12 protein-coding genes are annotated in these 20047 nt (G+C 45.3%); 6 read left to right on the plus strand and 6 right to left on the minus strand.

What is annotated here, in order from left to right:
* Window positions 1-144: 144 nt before the first annotated feature.
* The gene (locus AC1DFM_RS25725; protein ID WP_477079642.1) at window positions 145-1635 is read right to left on the minus strand and encodes an ATP-binding cassette domain-containing protein; all 1491 of its coding nucleotides are present in this window, start codon (window positions 1633-1635) and stop codon (window positions 145-147) included.
* Window positions 1636-1727: 92 nt separating this feature from the next.
* Between AC1DFM_RS25725 and AC1DFM_RS25730 the strand changes: the two genes are divergently transcribed.
* Complete coding sequence (locus AC1DFM_RS25730; RefSeq protein WP_477079643.1) at window positions 1728-2171, plus strand: GNAT family N-acetyltransferase; 444 nt, start codon at window positions 1728-1730, stop codon at window positions 2169-2171.
* A 120-nt stretch (window positions 2172-2291) separates the two neighbouring features.
* On the opposite strand, the gene AC1DFM_RS25735 is transcribed toward AC1DFM_RS25730, so the two are convergent.
* The 5 genes from AC1DFM_RS25735 to AC1DFM_RS25755 form a co-directional block, all read right to left on the minus strand.
* On the minus strand, window positions 2292-3122 hold the full coding sequence (locus AC1DFM_RS25735) for a DUF6048 family protein (RefSeq protein ID WP_477079644.1): 831 nt from the start codon (window positions 3120-3122) through the stop codon (window positions 2292-2294).
* Window positions 3082-3567, minus strand: a complete 486-nt coding sequence (locus AC1DFM_RS25740; protein ID WP_477079645.1) for a DUF6452 family protein — start codon at window positions 3565-3567, stop codon at window positions 3082-3084. Before AC1DFM_RS25740 ends, AC1DFM_RS25735 begins: the two co-directional genes overlap by 41 nt.
* A 25-nt stretch (window positions 3568-3592) precedes the next feature.
* Window positions 3593-6469 (minus strand): excinuclease ABC subunit UvrA, encoded by a 2877-nt coding sequence (gene uvrA, locus AC1DFM_RS25745; RefSeq protein ID WP_477079646.1) that lies wholly within the window; start codon window positions 6467-6469, stop codon window positions 3593-3595.
* A 197-nt stretch (window positions 6470-6666) separates the two neighbouring features.
* Entirely contained in the window at window positions 6667-7929 is a 1263-nt protein-coding gene (fabF, locus tag AC1DFM_RS25750; protein WP_477079647.1) for a beta-ketoacyl-ACP synthase II, read from the minus strand.
* A 295-nt stretch (window positions 7930-8224) separates the two neighbouring features.
* A complete protein-coding gene (locus AC1DFM_RS25755) occupies window positions 8225-9298 on the minus strand; it encodes a fatty acid desaturase family protein (protein ID WP_477079648.1) in 1074 nt (357 codons plus the stop codon).
* A gap of 272 nt (window positions 9299-9570) precedes the next feature.
* Between AC1DFM_RS25755 and AC1DFM_RS25760 the strand changes: the two genes are divergently transcribed.
* The 5 genes from AC1DFM_RS25760 to AC1DFM_RS25780 all read left to right on the plus strand — a co-directional run bounded on the left by AC1DFM_RS25760 (window position 9571) and on the right by AC1DFM_RS25780 (window position 20039).
* Window positions 9571-10587, plus strand: coding sequence for a LacI family DNA-binding transcriptional regulator (locus AC1DFM_RS25760; protein WP_477079649.1), 1017 nt, complete (start codon window positions 9571-9573; stop codon window positions 10585-10587).
* Between the two features lie 248 nt (window positions 10588-10835).
* Entirely contained in the window at window positions 10836-13130 is a 2295-nt protein-coding gene (locus AC1DFM_RS25765; protein ID WP_477079650.1) for a GH92 family glycosyl hydrolase, read from the plus strand.
* A 157-nt stretch (window positions 13131-13287) separates the two neighbouring features.
* The gene (locus AC1DFM_RS25770) at window positions 13288-15570 is read left to right on the plus strand and encodes a GH92 family glycosyl hydrolase (protein WP_477079651.1); all 2283 of its coding nucleotides are present in this window, start codon (window positions 13288-13290) and stop codon (window positions 15568-15570) included.
* A 104-nt stretch (window positions 15571-15674) separates the two neighbouring features.
* Entirely contained in the window at window positions 15675-16412 is a 738-nt protein-coding gene (locus AC1DFM_RS25775) for a GNAT family N-acetyltransferase (protein ID WP_477079652.1), read from the plus strand.
* A 549-nt stretch (window positions 16413-16961) separates the two neighbouring features.
* Window positions 16962-20039 carry a SusC/RagA family TonB-linked outer membrane protein gene (locus AC1DFM_RS25780; protein ID WP_477079653.1) on the plus strand — a complete coding sequence of 1026 codons (3078 nt, stop codon included), beginning with the start codon at window positions 16962-16964 and terminating at the stop codon, window positions 20037-20039.
* Window positions 20040-20047 lie beyond the last annotated feature (8 nt).

Raw genomic sequence — 20047 nt, forward strand, 5'->3', positions numbered from 1 at the left:
GAATGTCGGGAAATTTATTGACATGAGGGATTGAGGCAGCTATTAGCCATTAGCTATTAGCTTTTAGCAAAATGCAGCAAAGATCATCATCTGTTGGTCTTTGCTGCATTTTGCTAAAAGCTAATGGCTAAAAGCTAAAAGCTATTACACCATTTCGCCTTTTTGCAGGCGAATGAACTTATCTACACAGTTGGGCAGTTCTTCTTCGTAGTGGGTAACGAAGATGAGGGTAACAGKCATGTGGGCGCAGAGTTGTTCTATGACTTGTTTGAAGTGTATTTTCTGGTGAGCATCTAATCCCTGGCAAGGTTCATCAAAAATTAACAGCGGAGGATTTTTTACGAGGGCGCGTGCCAATAGTGTAATACGCTGGGCGCTTTCAGACACTTGTTTAAAAGGCGTGTTGGCGTGTTCAGATATATCGAGTACGCTCATCCAGTCGTTGGCAATTTGCAATTGTTCCGGTGTGGCAGGTTTGGTGCTGCCTATCACATCGGAAAAACCGGAGCATACTACTTTCAGGCAGTTATCGCGGGAAGTGAAGTACTGGTGTAGTTCCGGTGACACAAAGCCTATCTTCTTTTTGATGTCCCAGATGCTTTCCCCGCTGCCTCGTTTGCGATCAAACAGCCATAGTTTGTTGGCGTATGCCTGTGGATTATCGCCGTTGATCAGACTAAGCAAAGTGGATTTGCCGGCGCCGTTGGGGCCGAGTAAGGCCCATTTATCGTTGGGCTTCACTGTCCAGTTGATGCCATGGAGGATGGTGTTTTCGCCGTATTTGATATGGATATCTTCCATACGGACGATGGTTTCAAACGTATTACTGGTGCTGTTTTGTACCAGTGCCGCGATTTTGTCTGTTGCCATAGTAGGCAGTGCCGCGGTTACAAGAGCAGGTAATGGTAGCTGTAAAAACGCTTCGCGGGTATATTTCCCGGTGATGGCGCCATTTTCCAGTGTGAGTACGTGGGTGATGTGGTCTGGTATTTCGGTGGGCGTAGTAGCCAGCAAAACGGTGGTACCGGCGGCAATGATGTCATTGATCATCCGGCTGAAGTCCTTGCGGGCTTGTACATCCAGGCCGATGTAAGGATTATCCAGCATCAGCAGTTGTGGTTGCTGCAGGAGTGCGCGGGCGATCATCACGCGGCGGGTTTCGCCATTAGATAATTTGATGAGTCGCTTTTCGAGTAGTGGCTCAATGCGCAATGCCTGTACCAGTGCGGGCACGGTGCTTATTTCCAGGTATTCCATCACCGTAGGAGAATTATCGGCGTCCATGCTGTTGAAGCGCTGCTGATAATAGAAGTCGGTGGTAGTATTGGAAAGGTTCCGGAAGGTATGGTGGTGGCCTACCATGGCCATCAGGTTGCGGTAATTGAACCAGGGATCAGTGATGGTATGTTGGCTGCAATAGTCATCATAAAAATGGTAATGAATGCTACCATTAATAATATTGAATTTACCAAGTATTGTATTTAGCAGGGCTGTTTTACCTGAGCCACTGGGGCCGGTAATGGCCCATTGCTCTCCTTTGTTGATCTGCCAGGTAAGGGTGTCGAATAAGGTTTTGTCGAGGTACCTTACGGTGATATGTTCCATGGAGAGGAACGGCGTTTGCTTGTCTGTCATGGTTTGCACGATTGGGCTAAATATTCGTCTGTCGGTATAAAAATAATAGTATTATTGAAAGCATCCAGTAAATTTATGTGCAAATTGAGGGTATGATTTGGAAGATAAAAACCTTTGAGGAACTAACGGTAGCAGAGCTCTATGCCATATTGCGTTTGAGGAGCGAAGTATTTATTATAGAGCAAAATTGTGCCTACCAGGATTTAGATAATACGGATCAGAAAGCGCTGCATTTGATGGGAACAGATGAGCAGGGGCAATTGCTGGCTTATACCCGCCTTTTTGCGCCGGGTATCAAGTACACAGAAGCCTCTATTGGGCGCGTAGTTACCTCCCCGCTGGCACGTGGCAAGGGAGCAGGCCGGGAGCTGATGGAGCGCTCTATATTGGAGTTGCAGGGGCATTATGGCAAGGTGCCTATTAAGATAGGTGCGCAGCAATATTTACAGCGGTTTTATACTTCGCTGGGCTTTGAGCAAACCAGTGATACTTATCTGGAAGATGGGATTCCGCATATTGAGATGTTGAGGAGCTGAAAGCATAAAGCGGAAAGCAAAAAGCTATTATAGCGAATGATCAAAGCGGATAAATAATTTAAATACTCGCGCTAATCATTCGCTATAATAGCTTTTTGCTTTCCGCTTTATGCTTTCAGCTTATCGTTTGGGTATTTTTTTCTGTTTAACCTCCGTTTTGGGAGCATGTTCTTTCAGGCGATAGAAAGGAATTACATAAGAAACGGTGTATTGCACATCGAATACGGACCGCTTAGAGCCATTACCAAAACCGGGGATGACCAGTGGGGTAAAGTCCGTTGTTTTTACATTGTTGATGAGAATACGTTCCCGGATGTTCCAGCCCATGAAGAAGTTTTTCAATACTTCTGCTTTCATACCTACTACCAGTTCTATCCAGTGTGCGTTTACATTTGTTTTGGGCACGCTACCAGTCAGTTGATCGCCCCAATAGGCACTTTTCATTTTATAGGTAGGCACTTCGTAGGAGAAGTGGGAGAATCCATAACGGATACCACCATAGAACATATTTTTCTCTGAGTGGTATTGCCTTTTCAGGAAGTTATAGTCTACGCCTGCCGTCATAAATATACCGCTGCCTTTGTAGGTATAGTTGGTGTCTTTATACGGAGTGCTGGTGAATCCAACTTCAACGGCGGCATATAAGTTACTGTTGATGCGGGCGTCAGCTACTACTGTTACTTCTTTACGGTAAGGATAGTAGATGGCAGAAACGATGCGGCTCAGATCCACGCCTATGCGTATACCACCGGGAATGTACCAGGAGCTGTCTTTAACGGGTATAAATGTTCTATGTACAGTATCCATCACCATTTTATGGGTGGTATCTGCTTTAATAGTTTTGTGCAGGGTATCCGGTTTAATGGCTGCCGGCTTATTTTGAGCAACAGCAGCAACAGTAAAGAGAATACTACTGACTGACAATGAAATATAATAGAAGATGCGTGTCATTGCTGCTGGTTACGGACTTATTATTAATCTGAATATACCCGATGGTATGTTTGGTAGTAAGGACGGTATCCAGGTTGAAGTAGGTACCAAACCCACAACCCGGAGAGATAAAGTGTTTCACGCGCGAATACTTGAAAGTGAGAGTATCCGCTACTGCAGTAGAATCTACCTGCAGGTAAAACTTGCTGCTATCTGACACCGGTGAAAGTTGAAAGAATATATCAGACAACGGTTGTTTCTTGTAAATCGTATCTCTTGTCAGGGCATATGCCGTTACTTTGGGCATAATGGTATCCCTGATAAAAGCACCATTGGCGCTATCACGCTTAAAGTGGGTATGCAGATCATTGCGCAGTGTCTGATCGCATACTTTGGTTTCATTTTCGCAGGCGATGACGCCGGCGAAAATGAAACCTGTGAGTAATATCTGGTAAATCCTTTTCATTGATTGCTTACAAGTTGGCAAGATATTAAATTCCCAGCTCCTTTTTGAGGAATCGGGCGGTATGGCTGTCCTTACAGGTACTTACCTGTTCGGGGGTACCTGTACATAAGATGGTACCGCCTCCGCCACCACCTTCGGGTCCGAGGTCCACAATATAGTCCGCCATTTTGATGACGTCCAGGTTGTGTTCTATGACCAGTACGGTGTTGCCACGATCTACCAGTTTATTCAATACTTTCTGGAGCAGTTGTATATCCTGGAAATGTAGTCCTGTGGTAGGTTCATCGAGGATATAAATGGTTTTGCCGGTATCTTTCTTGGAAAGTTCGGTGGCCAGTTTTACCCTTTGTGCTTCTCCTCCGGAGAGTGTTACCGCCGATTGTCCCAGCGTAATGTAGCCTAGTCCTACATCCTGCAGGGTTTTTATTTTGCGGTAAATCCAGGGTACTGGCTGGAAAAACTCTACGGCTTCATCTACTGTCATATCCAGTACATCGGAGATAGACTTGCCTTTATAGCGTATTTCCAGTGTTTCGCGGTTGTAACGGCGACCATTACACTTCTCGCAATGTACGTATACATCGGGCAGGAAGTTCATTTCTATGACGCGCATGCCGCCGCCTTCACAAACATCACAGCGACCGGTTTTTACGTTGAACGAAAAGCGGCCTGCATTATAACCCCTGATTTTGGCTTCGGGCACGGACGCGAACAAGGTTCTGATATCCGTGAAGAAGCCGCAATAGGTGGCGGGATTGCTACGTGGCGTACGACCAATGGGCGATTGATCAATTTCAATCACTTTATCTATAAACTCCAGTCCTTTGATACTTTTATAAGGCATGGGTACGGCTTTGGAGTCGTACGCATGTTTAGAGAGAATGGGGTACAGGGTTTCGTTGATCAGGGTAGATTTACCACTGCCGGAAACGCCGGTAACGCAGATGAAAGTGCCGAGGGGCAGTTTCAGGTTTACATTCTTCAGGTTGTTGCCGGAAGCGCCTTTCAGCTCCAGGAAGTTGCCATTGCCTTTGCGGCGGGCAGGTATTTCCGCAGCGGTTTTACCATTGAGGTAGCCAGCGGTAGGTGTATTGAGTTTGAGTATGGCAGCGGGTGTGCCTTGTGCAATGATTTGTCCGCCGTGTTTACCAGCACCTGGGCCAATGTCTACGAGGTGATCGGCGTGGAGCATGATGTCTTTATCATGTTCTACTACAATCACGGTATTCCCCATGTCTTTCAGGTTACGGAGGGCATCTATCAGTTGCATGTTATCGCGCTGATGCAGGCCTATACTGGGTTCATCGAGGATATAAGTAATCCCCATCAGTTGAGATCCGATCTGTGTAGCGAGTCGGATACGCTGAGATTCGCCACCACTCAGGGAGCGGGTAGGGCGATTCAGTGTCAGGTAATTGAGGCCTACATTGAGCAGGAAGCCGAGTCGCTCGCGGATTTCTTTGAGGATATCTTTAGCGATGGCATTTTGTTTTTTCTCGAGACGGTCTTCGATATTCCCAAACCAGGCCAGGAGCTTATCCAGGTCCATGTTTCCGAGTTCGGAGATATTTTTCTCATCGATCTTAAAGAACAGGCTTTCCTTTTTGAGGCGGGCGCCGTTACATTCAGGGCAGGTGCTGAGTTGCATAAAGCCTTCGGCCCAGCTGCGCACGTGATCGGAGGAGGTATCATTGAAATAGCGGCGTACCATATTCACCACGCCTTCGTATTCGGTGGCGTATTCTGTGTTGCCGCTGCCTTCGTCGTAGTTCATGTCTACTTCCAGCTTTCCGTTTTCATCGCCGAACAACAGTACGTTGAGGGCTTTTTGTGGGATGGTGGAAATGGGACTGGTTAAGGAGAACTTATATTTTTTAGCGAGTTGTTGTACCTGTTTGAAGGTAAAGGTATCGCGGGCTTCGCCCAGTGGTTTGAGGCCTCCATCGGTGATGGATATGCTGTAATCCGGAATGATTTCATCCATATTGATCTGGTAGATGCTACCAAGACCTTTACAGCGTGGGCAGGCGCCATAGGGCGAGTTAAAGGAGAAGGTGTTGGGACTGGGCTCTTCGTAGGAAAGGCCGGTATCTTCACACATCAGTTGTTTACTGTACTGGCTCACTTTGTTGGTATCGTGGTCCATGATAAACAGCAGTCCTTTGCCCATGGTGAGCGCTTTTTGAACGCTTTGGCTGATACGGGTACGGGCGCTTTCCTGCACCTGTATGCGGTCTATCACCAGTTCAATATCGTGGATTTTGTAGCGATCCACCTGCATTCTTTCTTTCAGGTCCTGTATTTCGCCGTCTACGCGCACTTTGAGGTAGCCTTGTTTGCGTACCTGTTCAAACAGTTCGCGGTAGTGGCCTTTACGGCCGCGTACCAATGGGGCGAGGATGGCGAGCTTTTTATTGTTATAATGTTTGAAAAGATGCGCCAGTATTTCCTCCTCCGAGAAGCGCGTCATTGGTTTATTGGTATTATAGGAGTAGGCGGTGCCGGCACGCGCATATAGCAGGCGCAGGAAGTCGTATATCTCCGTAATAGTACCCACCGTAGAACGCGGGTTCTTATTGGTAGTTTTTTGTTCGATAGAAATAACGGGAGAAAGGCCGGTGATTTTATCCACATCGGGTCTTTCCATGTCGCCGATAAACTGGCGGGCATAAGCGGAAAAGCTCTCCATGTAGCGGCGTTGTCCTTCGGCATAAATGGTATCAAATGCGAGTGATGATTTACCACTGCCACTGATGCCAGTGATTACCACCAGTTTATTTTTGGGCAACTCCAGGTCCAGGTTTTTCAGGTTATGCTCCCGTGCGCCAAAGATGGCTATTTGTTCATCTGCCGGGGCTTGCGCAACGGAAGTAGCGGGTACATTCTCTTTTTTCTTTGCCATAATATTAAACTACTAAGCTACACCATAATTGCGAATTTTGGTTTTTTGGGAGCAAACCGGGACAAGGATTTGGTGGATTTTAGCTAAAAAAATTAGCGAAGATCAAGCCCGTAAAGTGCTTTAATCTTCGCTAAAATTCTTTTAAAATCTTAAAAAATAATTCCGGTGAATGTTTAAAACAATCTCCCTGGTATTTATTAAGCTTTATATTTTTTGAATACTACGATGGCATTGTGGCCACCAAAACCGAAGGTATTGCTCATCGCAACATTTACTTCGCGTTTCTGTGCAGTACCCAGTGTCAGGTTCAGATTGGTAGGGATACCTTCGCCCAGCACGGAGGTGTTGATGGTAGGCGGAATGATATCTTCCTGGGTAGCTTTGATACATGCAATGGCTTCAATAGCGCCGGCAGCTCCTAACAGGTGACCTGTCATGGATTTGGTAGCACTGATATTGAGTTTTGGTGCATGGTCACCGAAAGCAGCTACGATGGCTTTCAGTTCGCTGAGATCTCCTACTGGCGTGGAAGTAGTGTGAGAGTTTACGTAATCCACATCAGTAGTAGCAAGACCTGCATCTTCCAGGGCTTGTTCCATACCTAAGCGTGCGCCCAGGCCTTCCGGATGGGTAGCTGTGAGGTGGTAAGCATCGCAGGTCATAGCGCCGCCGATCATTTCACCGTAGATAGTAGCACCTCTGGCGATGGCGTGCTCGTATTCTTCCAGGATGATGGCGCCAGCGCCTTCGCCCATTACAAATCCATCACGCTCTGTATCGAACGGGCGGGAAGCGTGGGTAGGATCTTCGTTGCGGGTAGACAATGCTTTGAGGGCATTGAAACCAGCAATACCAGCACGGGTAACAGGGGCTTCAGAACCACCGGTTACAATGGCGTTGGCTTTACCCAAACGGATGTAGTTGAAAGCATCCACCAGTGCACTGGTAGAAGAAGCGCAGGCCGACACGGTACAGAAGTTAATACCCATAAAGCCGTACTTCATGGCTATCTGACCTGCTGCAATGTCACATATTAATTTAGGTATAAAGAAAGGGTTGAACTTAGGAATAAAGCCACCCTGTGTAAATTCAACGATCTGTTCTTCGAACGTGAGCATTCCACCATTGCCGGAAGCCCAGATGACACCTACTTTAGTTTTGTCAATTCCTTCTTTGTTGAGACCAGCATCCAGCACGGCTTCCTGAGCAGCTGCCATGGCATACTGCGTGAAACAATCCATTTTGCGGGCTTCCTTTTTTTCCATATATTTTTCCACATCAAATCCTTTCACTTCACAGGCGAATTTTGTTTTAAACTCTGTGGTGTCGAATTTGGTAATGGGACCAGCGCCACTAACGCCTGCCTTCATATTGTTCCAAAAAGTATTTACATCATTCCCGATAGGTGTTAATGCTCCCAAGCCGGTAACCACAACCCTTTTCAGTGTAACAGTACGCATATTTTTTACTTTAATAAAAAAAGTTAGAGCGCAAATTTAGTTACTTATTGTTATGATTAAGCATATTCATTAAGATAATATAATATAACTTTTATGACTTTACCTTGAAATGTAGTGTAGTAAAGGGTTTGTGCGGTTGTGTAGAATGGAAGTGACAGTTTTCTTACGACTTTTTACGTATTTATTTCATTAAAATGTGGTGATGCAGGAAAATTGTGAGGAGAATAAAAGGGGAAACAAGTGTATAGGTAGATGAATAAATTGTTATTCATCTACCTATAGTTATATAAAATTATCAGGCAGCAGCAACGGCTATGGCCACCGGCACCGTGCTTATTTTACGGGTACGTTGTTTTAAGAACGAGATAATTTCCGCATCTGTCTGGAAGCGTCCGCCGATGTTGACAAAATGTTTTGCCAGCAAGTCGTACCGTTTTCCCATCAGGTAAGCCCATACATGGAGAAAGTGAATGTGTTCAAATACGATGGCATCGTTGCTGATGTATTCGTCCAGTGTTTTGGTAAAATATACGGGATGTTCGGTCCAGTGCATGCTGGGTTTGATGTGGTGGCTGATATGATAGCCATCATTCCAACATTTATGGTTATACTTTGTATTAATGCAGGTAATACTGTTTTTGTAAGAATTTTCCGGATCGGTGGCGTCTATAAAGGCGTGTTGCGCCCAGTTGCCTACCATCATAATAACACGGGAAATCAGGAAGGGCAATATAAATACCACAAAGGTGGCCGGGAAATTAATGAACGACAGGCCCACGCAGGCGGCAATGAATAAGAATTCTCCCCTGACCAGCTTCACCATGAGTTTTGTTCTTTTTCTGCGCAGGTGATAACGGGCGGTGTCCCACACGCCTTGTGTAACAAAGTTAAACAGGTATAAAAGGAAGCTCCGGAGGGAGTCGCGTTGATACATCATGGTACAGCTGTCGTCATCCGGCATATTATTTTCCGGGTGGTGCATGCCGATATGATGCGAATAATAGCCTTCCGGGGTTTGGCCAAACAGGGGGCCTATCACCCAGGGCAGGTAACTATTCCAGAACTGATATTTTTTAATGAAGAACTGCCGGTGGCTGGTACAATGCAGCATTAATCCGAAAGGTCCTTTAAAAGTAAGGTTGTTGAGAAACTGGTAAGCAATGGCTGCCGTCCACCATATCCAGTTATTCATACCAGGGATATAGAGGATAATAGCCAGTGGCCATAGTGTTAGTGTAATTTTTACCGTCAGGTATACGAACGGAAGATCGCGCTCATCCCGTATCCAGCTTTTGAAAAGCCGGTCGAGTGCTGTTTCATGGTCAGGTTTTACGTAAACTGGATCTGTTAGTTGAGAAAGAGACTTCATACGCACTTGAGTATTTACTACAGTTGTAAGAATGTTGGCAAAACGGAGCCGGTGAATTACAATAACGCGGCCCAGGTAGATATATTATACTGTACACGTTATCCGAAAGATAGCCTTTTTTTTCTTCCCGGGTAGTAATTACAGGTATTTTTGTAATTTCCGTTTTAGTGAATCTGTCGAAAAACAAGGCGCGCTTAAATTATATAACTGGCCGGTTCGTTGAAATGTTCCTGTAATATCCATTTCACAGTTGCCAAAACCAATCACTATACATGAAGAGATTAACCCTCAAAGATGTTGCGAAAATGGCCGGGGTGGCCCCTTCTACGGTTTCGTTCGTATTGAACGGAAAGGGGAAGCAAATGCGCATCAGGGATGAAGTGGCTACGCATATTATGCAGGTGGCAGAGAAATCGGGTTATGAACCCCACCGTATGGCGGTGAATCTTCGTACCGGACAGTCCAAAACATTGGGCCTTATTGTAGAAAGTATTTCCGGGAGCTTCTTTGCCAGTTTAGCTAAAACCATTGAAACCGAAGCGGAGCGCCGGGGTTATAATGTAGTATACTGCAGTACTGAAAATAATGCCCAGAAAGGCGGAGAGCTGATCCGGATGTTAGGCCGCCAAATGGTGGATGGCTACCTGATTACCCCTGCACCGGGCATGGAAAAGGAAATTCAGCACCTGGTACAACAGCATAAGCCGGTAGTACTGATGGATAGCTTCTTCCCTTCCATTAAAACGCCTTATGTACTCATCAATAATTTCGACGGGGTACAGCAGGGCATGAAACATCTGATAGGGAAAGGATTTACAAAGATTGCCTTTGTAATGGTAGATGTGAAGCTGATACAGATAGAAGAACGGCTACGGGGTTATGTGACAGCGTTGAAAGACCATAAGATCCCCTCCCGGAAAAAATATATCCTGCAATTGCAATATCACAGAGAGCGCGAGGAATCGCTGAAACAGCTGCAAGACTTTATAGAAGCTAATCCTGAGCTGGAAGCCATCTTCTTTTCTACCAACTACCTGGGCATCCTGGGACTGGAAGTGCTGGCCCGTATGGGACTGAAGATGCCGGATGATATTGCGGTGCTATGCTTCGATGACCACGACATTTTTCGTTTATACCCTCCCGGTATCTCCGTGATAGAACAACCGATTGAGGGCATCGCCAAAACGGCCATAGACCTGCTGATGCATCAGTTAGATAAAAACAGCGGGCCTTTGAAGAAAAATGCGATTGAGCTGCCTGGCAAGTTTATTTTGCGGGGATCAGCTTAACAAATGCGGTATTAACGCGGTTAGACGGCTCCGGGAAGCTGCGCCGTGAAAAAAGCGTTAAATACTTGCAAATGATAAAAAAAATTATAATTTTAGTACCAGCTTTTGATTACAGAAGAAAGGATTCGCAGAATCTTTTTTTTCTATACCTGTGCTAAATCGATTTTGTGAAAATTTCATGTTAACTTACGCAAGCTTTGCGTGTTATTAGCGAAGAGATCATTTTTGTTGTTTATAATATCTGATTCATGAAAAAAGTTGGACTGTTAGCAGCCGCTTTATTGTCATTGCATGGCGCCTTCAGCCAAACAGTGCTTAAAGTAGCTGAACCGGCGGAGTGGGTAAACACCCTGATGGGAACTGATTCTAAAGTAAGCCTGTCAAATGGTAACACCTACCCTGCTATTGCCCTGCCATGGGGTATGAACTTCTGGATGCCGCAAACCAATACCATGGGTAATGGCTGGGCATATCAATATACCGCTGATAAAATCAGGGGATTCAAACAAACACACCAACCCTCTCCCTGGATCAATGATTATGGACAGTTTGCCATCATGCCGGTAACAGGTGCCGTGAAGTTTGATCAGAATGCCCGCGCCAGCTGGTTCTCCCATAAATCAGAAGTAGCCAAACCTTATTATTATAGTGTATACCTCGCTGATCCGGATGTAACCACAGAGATTACGCCTACCGAAAGAGCCGCCCAGCTGCGGTTTACCTACCCAGCTACTGACAGCGCCTACATCGTGATAGATGCCTTTGATCACGGTTCTTACATTAAAATATTACCGGAGCAAAAGAAAATCATCGGATACACCACCAAAAACAGCGGTGGCGTACCTTCCAACTTTAAGAACTACTTCGTTATCACCTTCGATAAGCCGTTTACCGTTGCTAATATCTGGCACGACAGCGTACTGGTGAAAGGTCAGCTGGAACTACAAGCCGATCACACCGGCGCCGTAGTAGGTTTCAAAACTTCCAAAGGAGAAAAGGTAGGGATCAAAACTGCTTCTTCCTTTATCAGCTTTGAACAGGCAGAACTGAATCTGCAACGCGAAATAGGTAACGAAAGCTTTGATGCCACCTGCAAAAAAGCAAAAGATATCTGGAATAAAGAACTCGGCAGACTGTCTGTAGAAGGCGGTTCCAGCGAACAGGTGAGTACTTTCTACTCTTCCCTGTATCGTACCATGCTGTTCCCCCGGAAGTTCTATGAAATCAATGCTAAAAACGAAATAGTACACTACAGTCCGTTCAACGGCCAGGTATTACCAGGCTACATGTTCACCGACAACGGATTCTGGGATACTTTCCGCGCCGTACATCCTTTCTTCACACTGATGTATCCTACACTGAGCGCGCATATCATGGAAGGATTGTCTAACGCGTATAACGAAAGCGGATGGTTACCAGAATGGGCCAGCCCCGGTCACCGCGACTGTATGATCGGCTCCAACTCCGCTTCCCTCATCGCCGACGCTTACCTGAAAGGTATCCGTGGTTATGATATCAACAACTTGTACAAAGCCATCCTGAAAAATACCGAAAACGAAGGGCCTATGAGCTCTGTGGGTAGATTAGGAGCGCAATACTATAATAAACTCGGCTACGTACCTTATGATGTTAACATCAATGAAAACGCCGCCCGTACACTGGAATACGCATACGATGACTTCACCATTTTCCAGTTGGCGAAAGCATTGAACCGTCCTAAAAGTGAAATTGCGCTGTTTGAAAAACGCGCTCAGAATTACCGCAACCTCTTTGATCCGGAAACAAAACTGATGCGTGGTAAAAATAAAGACGGCAAATTCCAGACACCTTTCAACCCATTCAAATGGGGAGATGCTTTCACCGAAGGAAACAGCTGGCATTATACCTGGTCTGTATTCCACGATGTACAAGGCCTCGCGAAACTGATGGGCGGTCAGCAAATGTTTACCAATATGCTGGACTCTGTTTTCAACATGCCGCCTATCTTTGATGAAAGCTACTACGGCACCGTTATCCACGAAATACGCGAAATGCAGATCATGAACATGGGACAGTATGCACATGGCAACCAACCCATTCAACACATGATCTACTTATATAATTATGCAGGTCAGCCATGGAAAACCCAATACTGGGTACGCCAGGTGATGAGCCGTTTATACAAAGCCACTCCCGATGGATACTGTGGTGATGAAGACAATGGCCAAACCAGCGCATGGTACGTTTTCTCCGCGATGGGCTTCTATCCTGTATGTCCCGGTACACAACAGTATGTGTTAGGTACTCCCCTGTTTTCCAAACTCACAATGACGTTGGAAGATGGTAAACAAATGGTGATTAATGCACCAGGCAACAGCGATACTAATCTGTACGTACAAAGTGCGTCTTTAAACGGACAACCTTATTCTAAGAATTGGATCAGCCACCAGGACCTGCAGAAAGGCGGTACCCTGGAGTTCAAAATGGGCGCTACTCCTGAGAAATCAAGAGGTGCGAACACTGCAGATTATCCATATTCTTATTCGCCTACCGCGAACAAATAGATCTGTAAACGATTTTCATTGTTCACTGAAATATTTCATCCCGACTCTTCGGGATGTACTCTCTTTAGCTTTTAGCTGCTAGCCGTTAGCTGTTAGTAATGCAGCGGATAGTTATCTAACAGCTAATAGCTAACTGCTAACAGCTAAATCAACCGAGATGAGAAAAATTTTATTACCCGTTCTCCTTCTTGCTGCAACTTCAGCAATGGCGCAGGAGAACGTTATACAGTATGTGAAGCCGATTACCGGCACCCAGAGAATGGGGCATACCTATCCCGGCGCTACCGTGCCATTCGGCATGGTACAACTCAGCCCTGAAACCGATACCATTCCCTATGAAATGAATGGTAAGTATAACCCGGATGTATATAAGTATTGTGCAGGTTATCAATATGAAGATAAAACCATTGTTGGGTTTAGTCATACGCACTTCAGCGGAACCGGGCACTCTGACCTGGGCGACTTTTTAATTATGCCCACCGTTGGCGCCCTGCAATTAAACCCTGGTACCGCCGATCATCCGGAAAGTGGCTACCGCTCTCCTTTTTCTCATAGCACAGAAGTTGCGGAACCCGCGTATTATAAAGTGAAGCTGGAAGATGGAAACATTCTGGCGGAACTGACAGCCAGCAACCGCGTAGGTTTCCATCAATATACTTTTCCCGGAACTGATCAGGCGCATATTATCCTGGATATGATGTCAGGGATTTATAACTACGAGAATAAAAATGTATGGACGTTTATTCGTGTGGAGAATGATACCCTGGTAACCGGCTTCCGGCAAACTAACGGTTGGGCACGTACGAGAATAGAATATTTTGCGATGGTGTTCTCTAAGCCGTTTGTAGCATACGGTCAGCAGAACAATGCTAAGGATGTGTACAAAGGTTTCTGGCGAAAGTTTGATCAGACAAAGAACTTCCCGGAAATGGCAGGCAGGCAAATCCGAGCTTACTTCGATTTTAAAACTGCACCCGGCGAAAAGATTAAAATAAAAATGGCGTTGTCGCCGGTGAGTACAGAAGGGGCGTTGAAAAACCTGCGCGCAGAAATCCCCGGCTGGGATTTTGAGCAGGTGAAACGCGAAGGACAGGCATTGTGGAGTAAAGAGCTGAATAAAATTCATATTGAGTCCGGCAGCCGCGAGGAGAAGGAGAATTTCTACACCGCCATGTATCATGCGTTTATCAATCCTATTACCTATATGGATGTAGACGGACAATACCGTGGACTGGACATGAACATTCATACCGCTAACGGATACACGAATTATACGACTTTTTCTCTGTGGGATACTTATCGGGCATTACACCCGTTGTTTAACGTGATTCAGCCACAGCGCAATGCAGATATGATCCAGTCTATGCTGCACCACTATGAACAAAGTGCGCAGCATATGTTGCCGATATGGGCGCATTACGCCAATGAAAACTGGTGTATGATTGGTTACCACAGTGTATCGGTTATTGCCGATGCCATCATGAAAGGCAATGCACCCTTTGATGTCAACAAAGCATTGGATGCCTGCGTGACCACTGCCCGCCACCGCAGCTATGATGGGCTGGAGTATTACATGGATCGGGGCTATATTCCGGAAGATAGGAATGGTTCTTCCGTTTCCAAAGTGCTGGAGTATGCGTACGACGACTGGTGTATTGCGCAGGTGGCGAAGAAGTTAGGCAGAACGGCTATTTATGAAGAGTTTATAAAACGATCTACCAACTATAAAAACGTATACGATGGCAACACCGGATTTATGCGCCCACGGTTGAATGATGGTACTTTTAAAGTCAGCTTCGATCCGTTGCAAACACATGATCAGGGCTTTATTGAAGGCAACGCCTGGAACTACAGTTTATATGTACCACATGATCCAAATGAAATGATTGCCATGATGGGAGGTAAGAAGCAATTCACCGCTCACCTGGATTCATTGTTCACCATGGAATTACCCGATAAATATTTTGCAGAAACGGAAGATATTACCCGCGACGGTATCATCGGCAACTACGTACATGGGAACGAGCCTTCGCACCATGTGGCTTACCTGTATAACTGGACCGGCTATCCGTGGAAAACACAGGAACGGGTACGCATGATTTTGAAGAAGATGTATCATCCCGGCCCGGATGGGTTAGGCGGTAACGACGACTGCGGCCAGATGAGTGCATGGTACATTTTTACTACACTGGGCTTCTATCCTGTTTGCCCGGGTAGCGATCAGTATGCGCTGGGTAGTCCGGCTATTGATAAGGCTACGCTGCAGCTGGAGAATGGAAAAACATTTGTGGTAGATGTGAAGAATCAAAGTGATAAAAACGTATATGTGCAACGGTTATTACTGAATGGTGCGCCATTAAACCGGTTGTATATTACACATGCTGATATTATGAATGGCGGTACCCTTACTTTTTATATGGGGGCAAAGCCTAAGAAGTAGTTATAAACAGTGATCAGACAGGGCTGTTTCCGGTAGTTCCGGAGGCGGCCCATTTTTTTGCAGGAGATAAGCGATATTGCGATCGTTATTTAATCGCGTAAAATATGACACCACCTATTGATATTATTAAAACCAATCTTGACAATCTCACTTCTTTGTGGAAAACGGTCGGTATTCCTTTTAATGGTTTTGTAGAAACACCCGCCTACAATTATTGTAAAATACCAGATTCAGACTGGCCTAACCGGTTGTGGTTTAAGCAGGATGTTACACCAGAATTGCTAACCACTGCATTGGCAATATTACCCAGCGGAAAAATGACGATTCCTTATTGGGATATTTACGGTACTAACGCAGACGAGTATATGATAGCACAGGGCGGCGTAAAATCATTTGAGCAGGCGGGTATGTCGCTGAAGTTAGAGCGGCTGTTTACCGGTGCGCAAAACCTTCGTTATGAGCTGGTGAGCAGTAATGAACAGGCGGATGCCTGGGCTGCTATATATCCGCAGTCGTTCGGTTATCAGATCAGCGGTGAAATACTGAAAAGAACCTGGCGGGATATTCGTTTTTACCTGGTTTATTTGGGCGATCAGCCCATTGGTACGGCGATATTGCATTGTGCCGATGGCATTGCGGGTATTCATGGTGTGGGGGTGATTCCTGAAATGAGGAAGAAAGGATTTGCCAATGAGATCATGGAATATGTATTGAATGAGTCTATTGGTTTAAACGCCACTTATGCTACGTTGCAGGCGTCTAAAATGGGGATTGGGATTTATTTGAAAATGGGTTTTGAGGATCAGTTTCTCATTAAGAATTATGCGTTTATCACTGCATAGCGGTGGTGTTTGCGTGTGCGATGAATGAAGGTCGCACACGCATATTTTAATTGAAAGTGCGCAAATTTTAACATGGGTTATTGTGTGATAGGATGAATATAGTGGAGATAAGAATGTGATGCTTTCGTTATTTGTTGTAACGCTTATGTGAATATTTATGGCCGTTTAATCCCACCTTTATTGCTGCTGTCAATGCTTTTGCGGCATCTTTTTCCTACTTTGTTTTCTTGTTTTTAATTTTTTCCCCAAGTTAATATCTGCATTAAATTGGTTAATTCTGGTGTGACCACATCGGGGAATGTGATCTAATTTTACTTTTACATCAAACTCAAGTTATGTATCCTGTTTCCGCTAAAAGAGTGATCGGTATTGACAAGTAGCGCGCATCAACCAGAGTACATGTTATGAACAGGCCAATAGGCGAATATAAATTATCAGACACAAAATCTTTACCATTTTTCATTAATCGTTTTTCTGCATTCCTTACAATGCTGAATGGGCTTCGTTTGTAAGCATCAGTGGCGGTTTAATCTCAACAATTTAACACTTATGAAAAAAACAATTGCAATGGCAGCATGGCTGCTGTTCGCGGTAGCTTTTGCCTACGCCCAATCGCCGGTGATTACCGGGAAGGTGTTGACTAAAGAAGGGACGCCTGTACCCGGCGCCTCTATTCACGTGCAAGGCCGTAATGCAGGCGTGGCAGCCGCAGCAGATGGCTCCTTTAAAATTGAAGCAAAAGATGGCGAAATACTGTTGATCACAGCCATCGGGTTTACTACCACTACCGTAAAAGCCAATAGTAAAGCACCTATCACCATTTCTCTGGTAGATAATTCCAAAGACATTACTGAAGTAGTAGTGACGGGGTTGGGTGTTAAGCGCGATAAAAGAATGCTTACCTATAGTGTACAGGAAGTAAAAGGCGCTACCCTCACAGAAGCGAAGCAAGACAACGTTGTGAATGCCCTGGCCGGAAAAGTAGCCGGTGTACAAGTGAATAACTCCAGCGGTGTACCGGGTAGTTCTGCCAGAATTGTGATTCGTGGTAGTACTTCACTGGTAGGAAATAACCAGCCCTTGTTCGTAATAGACGGTATGATTATGGACAACTCAGAAGCAGGTAACCCTAACAGAGCGGAATATAATGGCGGTACCTCCAACAGAGGCAGTGATATTGATCCTAATATCATCGAAACCATGACCGTATTGAAAGGCGCTGCTGCCACTGCTATTTATGGTTCTGCTGCTGCGAGAGGTGCGATCGTTATCACTACTAAAAATGGAACGGGATCTGGCAAAGGAAAGCCTACAGTGTCCTTCAGCAGTAGCTATTCCTTCCAGACACCTATATTACCGGAGTTCCAGGATAAATATGCCCAGGGAACCGGCGGTGAATATGTAGATGGAAATAACGGGGACCTTGGCTCCTCTTCCTGGGGGCCATTGATCGACACCCTTAAAGTAAATGGGAAGCCGGTGCAGAAGCACAATCCCATGAAAGAGTTTTTCAAAACAGGACATACCTCAGATAATAACGTCAATGTAAGTGGCTTTTCAGATAGATCAAATTATATCGTTTCTTATTCTTATCTGAAAACCAACGGTACTATTCCTAACACGGATTATTCCAGACATTCCCTGTTTACCCGCTATGGTGTGAAGTTGATGGATAACCTGCAACTCTCTGCGCAGTTCAACTACATCCAGACCAATAACCATCGTTACATGGAGGGAAACAACTTCGTGAATCCGCTCTGGACTGTATATGGTGCACCTATTTCCTGGGACCCGTTCCCAACTACTTATGAAGATGGCAGCCAGCGTTTATACCGCGGTTCCCGTAACAATCCCTACTGGATCCTGGATAACACCGGACTGGCAGACAAAAACAATCGTATTATTCCGGTAATATCGCTCAGTTATAGTCCAAAATCATGGCTCACCATTACAGAGAGAGCTGGTGCAGATATGTATGTGAATGGTACCAACTATCACGAAGCACCCGGAGCTATCGGTTGGGGAAATAATGGTTCTACCCCCGACATTGGACAGGTGTATCAAAGAGATATCAGATACCAGCAGTTCAGTAATGATCTGATGGTAGAAGCCCGGAAGGATTTTGGAAAAGACTGGTACACCAGTGTCCTCCTGGGAAATAATATTCTCACTAACTACAACGACAATAACTTTGTACAAGGCGTAGGCTTATCCGTGAATAAGTTCTATAACATTGGCAATGCAGATAAAGTTACTTCTACTTACAACTATTACAGAAGCCGGAAGGTAGGCTTTTATGGTCAGGCCAATGCGGAGTATAAGCGTATGCTGACACTGGCGCTCACTGGTCGTTATGATGGTAGTTCCGTATTGTCGAAGGATAAACAGTTTTATCCGTATGGTTCTGTCAGTGCAGGATTTGTTTTTACAGAAGCGCTGCATATGCAGGATAATCCTATCCTGAATTTTGGTAAAGTGCGGGTATCTTATTCTGTAGTAGGTAATGATAACGTGCAGCCTTATTCACTGAGCAACAACTGGTTCCAGGCAGCCGGAGGTAATAGTATCAGTAACGTATTTTTCCCTTTCCATGGAGCAAACGGATATACCCTGAATACTACGTATAATTTCCCGTTAAAGAATGAAACCCTGAAGGAATTTGAAGTAGGATTTGAAGCGCGTTTCCTGAAAAGCAGAGGTTCACTGGAGGTTTCATGGTTCAACAGACGCAGTAGTGATCTGATAACGCCAGGCTCTCCATTATCTGCTGCTACGGGTTACAATGGAGCCTCTTTGAATGCTGGCGCCATGCAGAACAAGGGACTTGAGGTATCTCTTGGATACACACCTGTGAAAACAAAAGACCTGACCTGGACTATCGGTATCAACTATACGAAAATTGATAACAAGGTATTAAACCTGGCCGATGGCGTGAACTACATCCAGTTGGCCGGATTTACCGGATTGGGTGTTTTTGCTTATGCTAATCAGCCATACAATGTTATTTACGGGAATAGTTTCGTGCGTAACGATAAGCATGAACTGGTGCTGACTGATAACGGCTATCCTATTGTGGGCCATGACTTCGGTCCTATTGGTAATGCGACTCCCAAGTGGACCGGCGGTCTTACCAGTAATCTCACTTACAAAGGATTTACTTTCTCTTTTGTACTGGCTGCTAAACACGGTGGTGATGTTATTAATCTCGATAACTCTTCTCTCTATTACTACGGTACTGCTAAAGGCACGGAAAATAGAGGTGGCTCGGTGGTATTGCCTGGTGTAAACCAGAAAACAGGGGCGCCTAACACTAAATCAATTGTATTGGATGAAACCTACTACAAGACTTATTATTCTGCAGTAAGTGAAAATAGTATAGAGGATGGATCTTACCTGAAATTGCGGCAGGTAACGCTGGGTTATAACCTGGGCGCCAGTCTGTTGAAAAATTCTTTCTTTCAGTCGGCTACGGTTACGCTCACGGGTACCAATTTTATTCTGCAGAAGAAATACTCCGGATCAGATCCTGAAGTGGGACTGTATGGAAGCGGCAACGGTGAAGGATTTACCAACTTCCCTGTACCATCCAACAGAGGCATTATTGCCGGTGTAAAGGTTACATTTTAAATAACGTC

The sequence above is a fragment of the Chitinophaga sp. 05T412 genome (assembly GCF_056396465.1).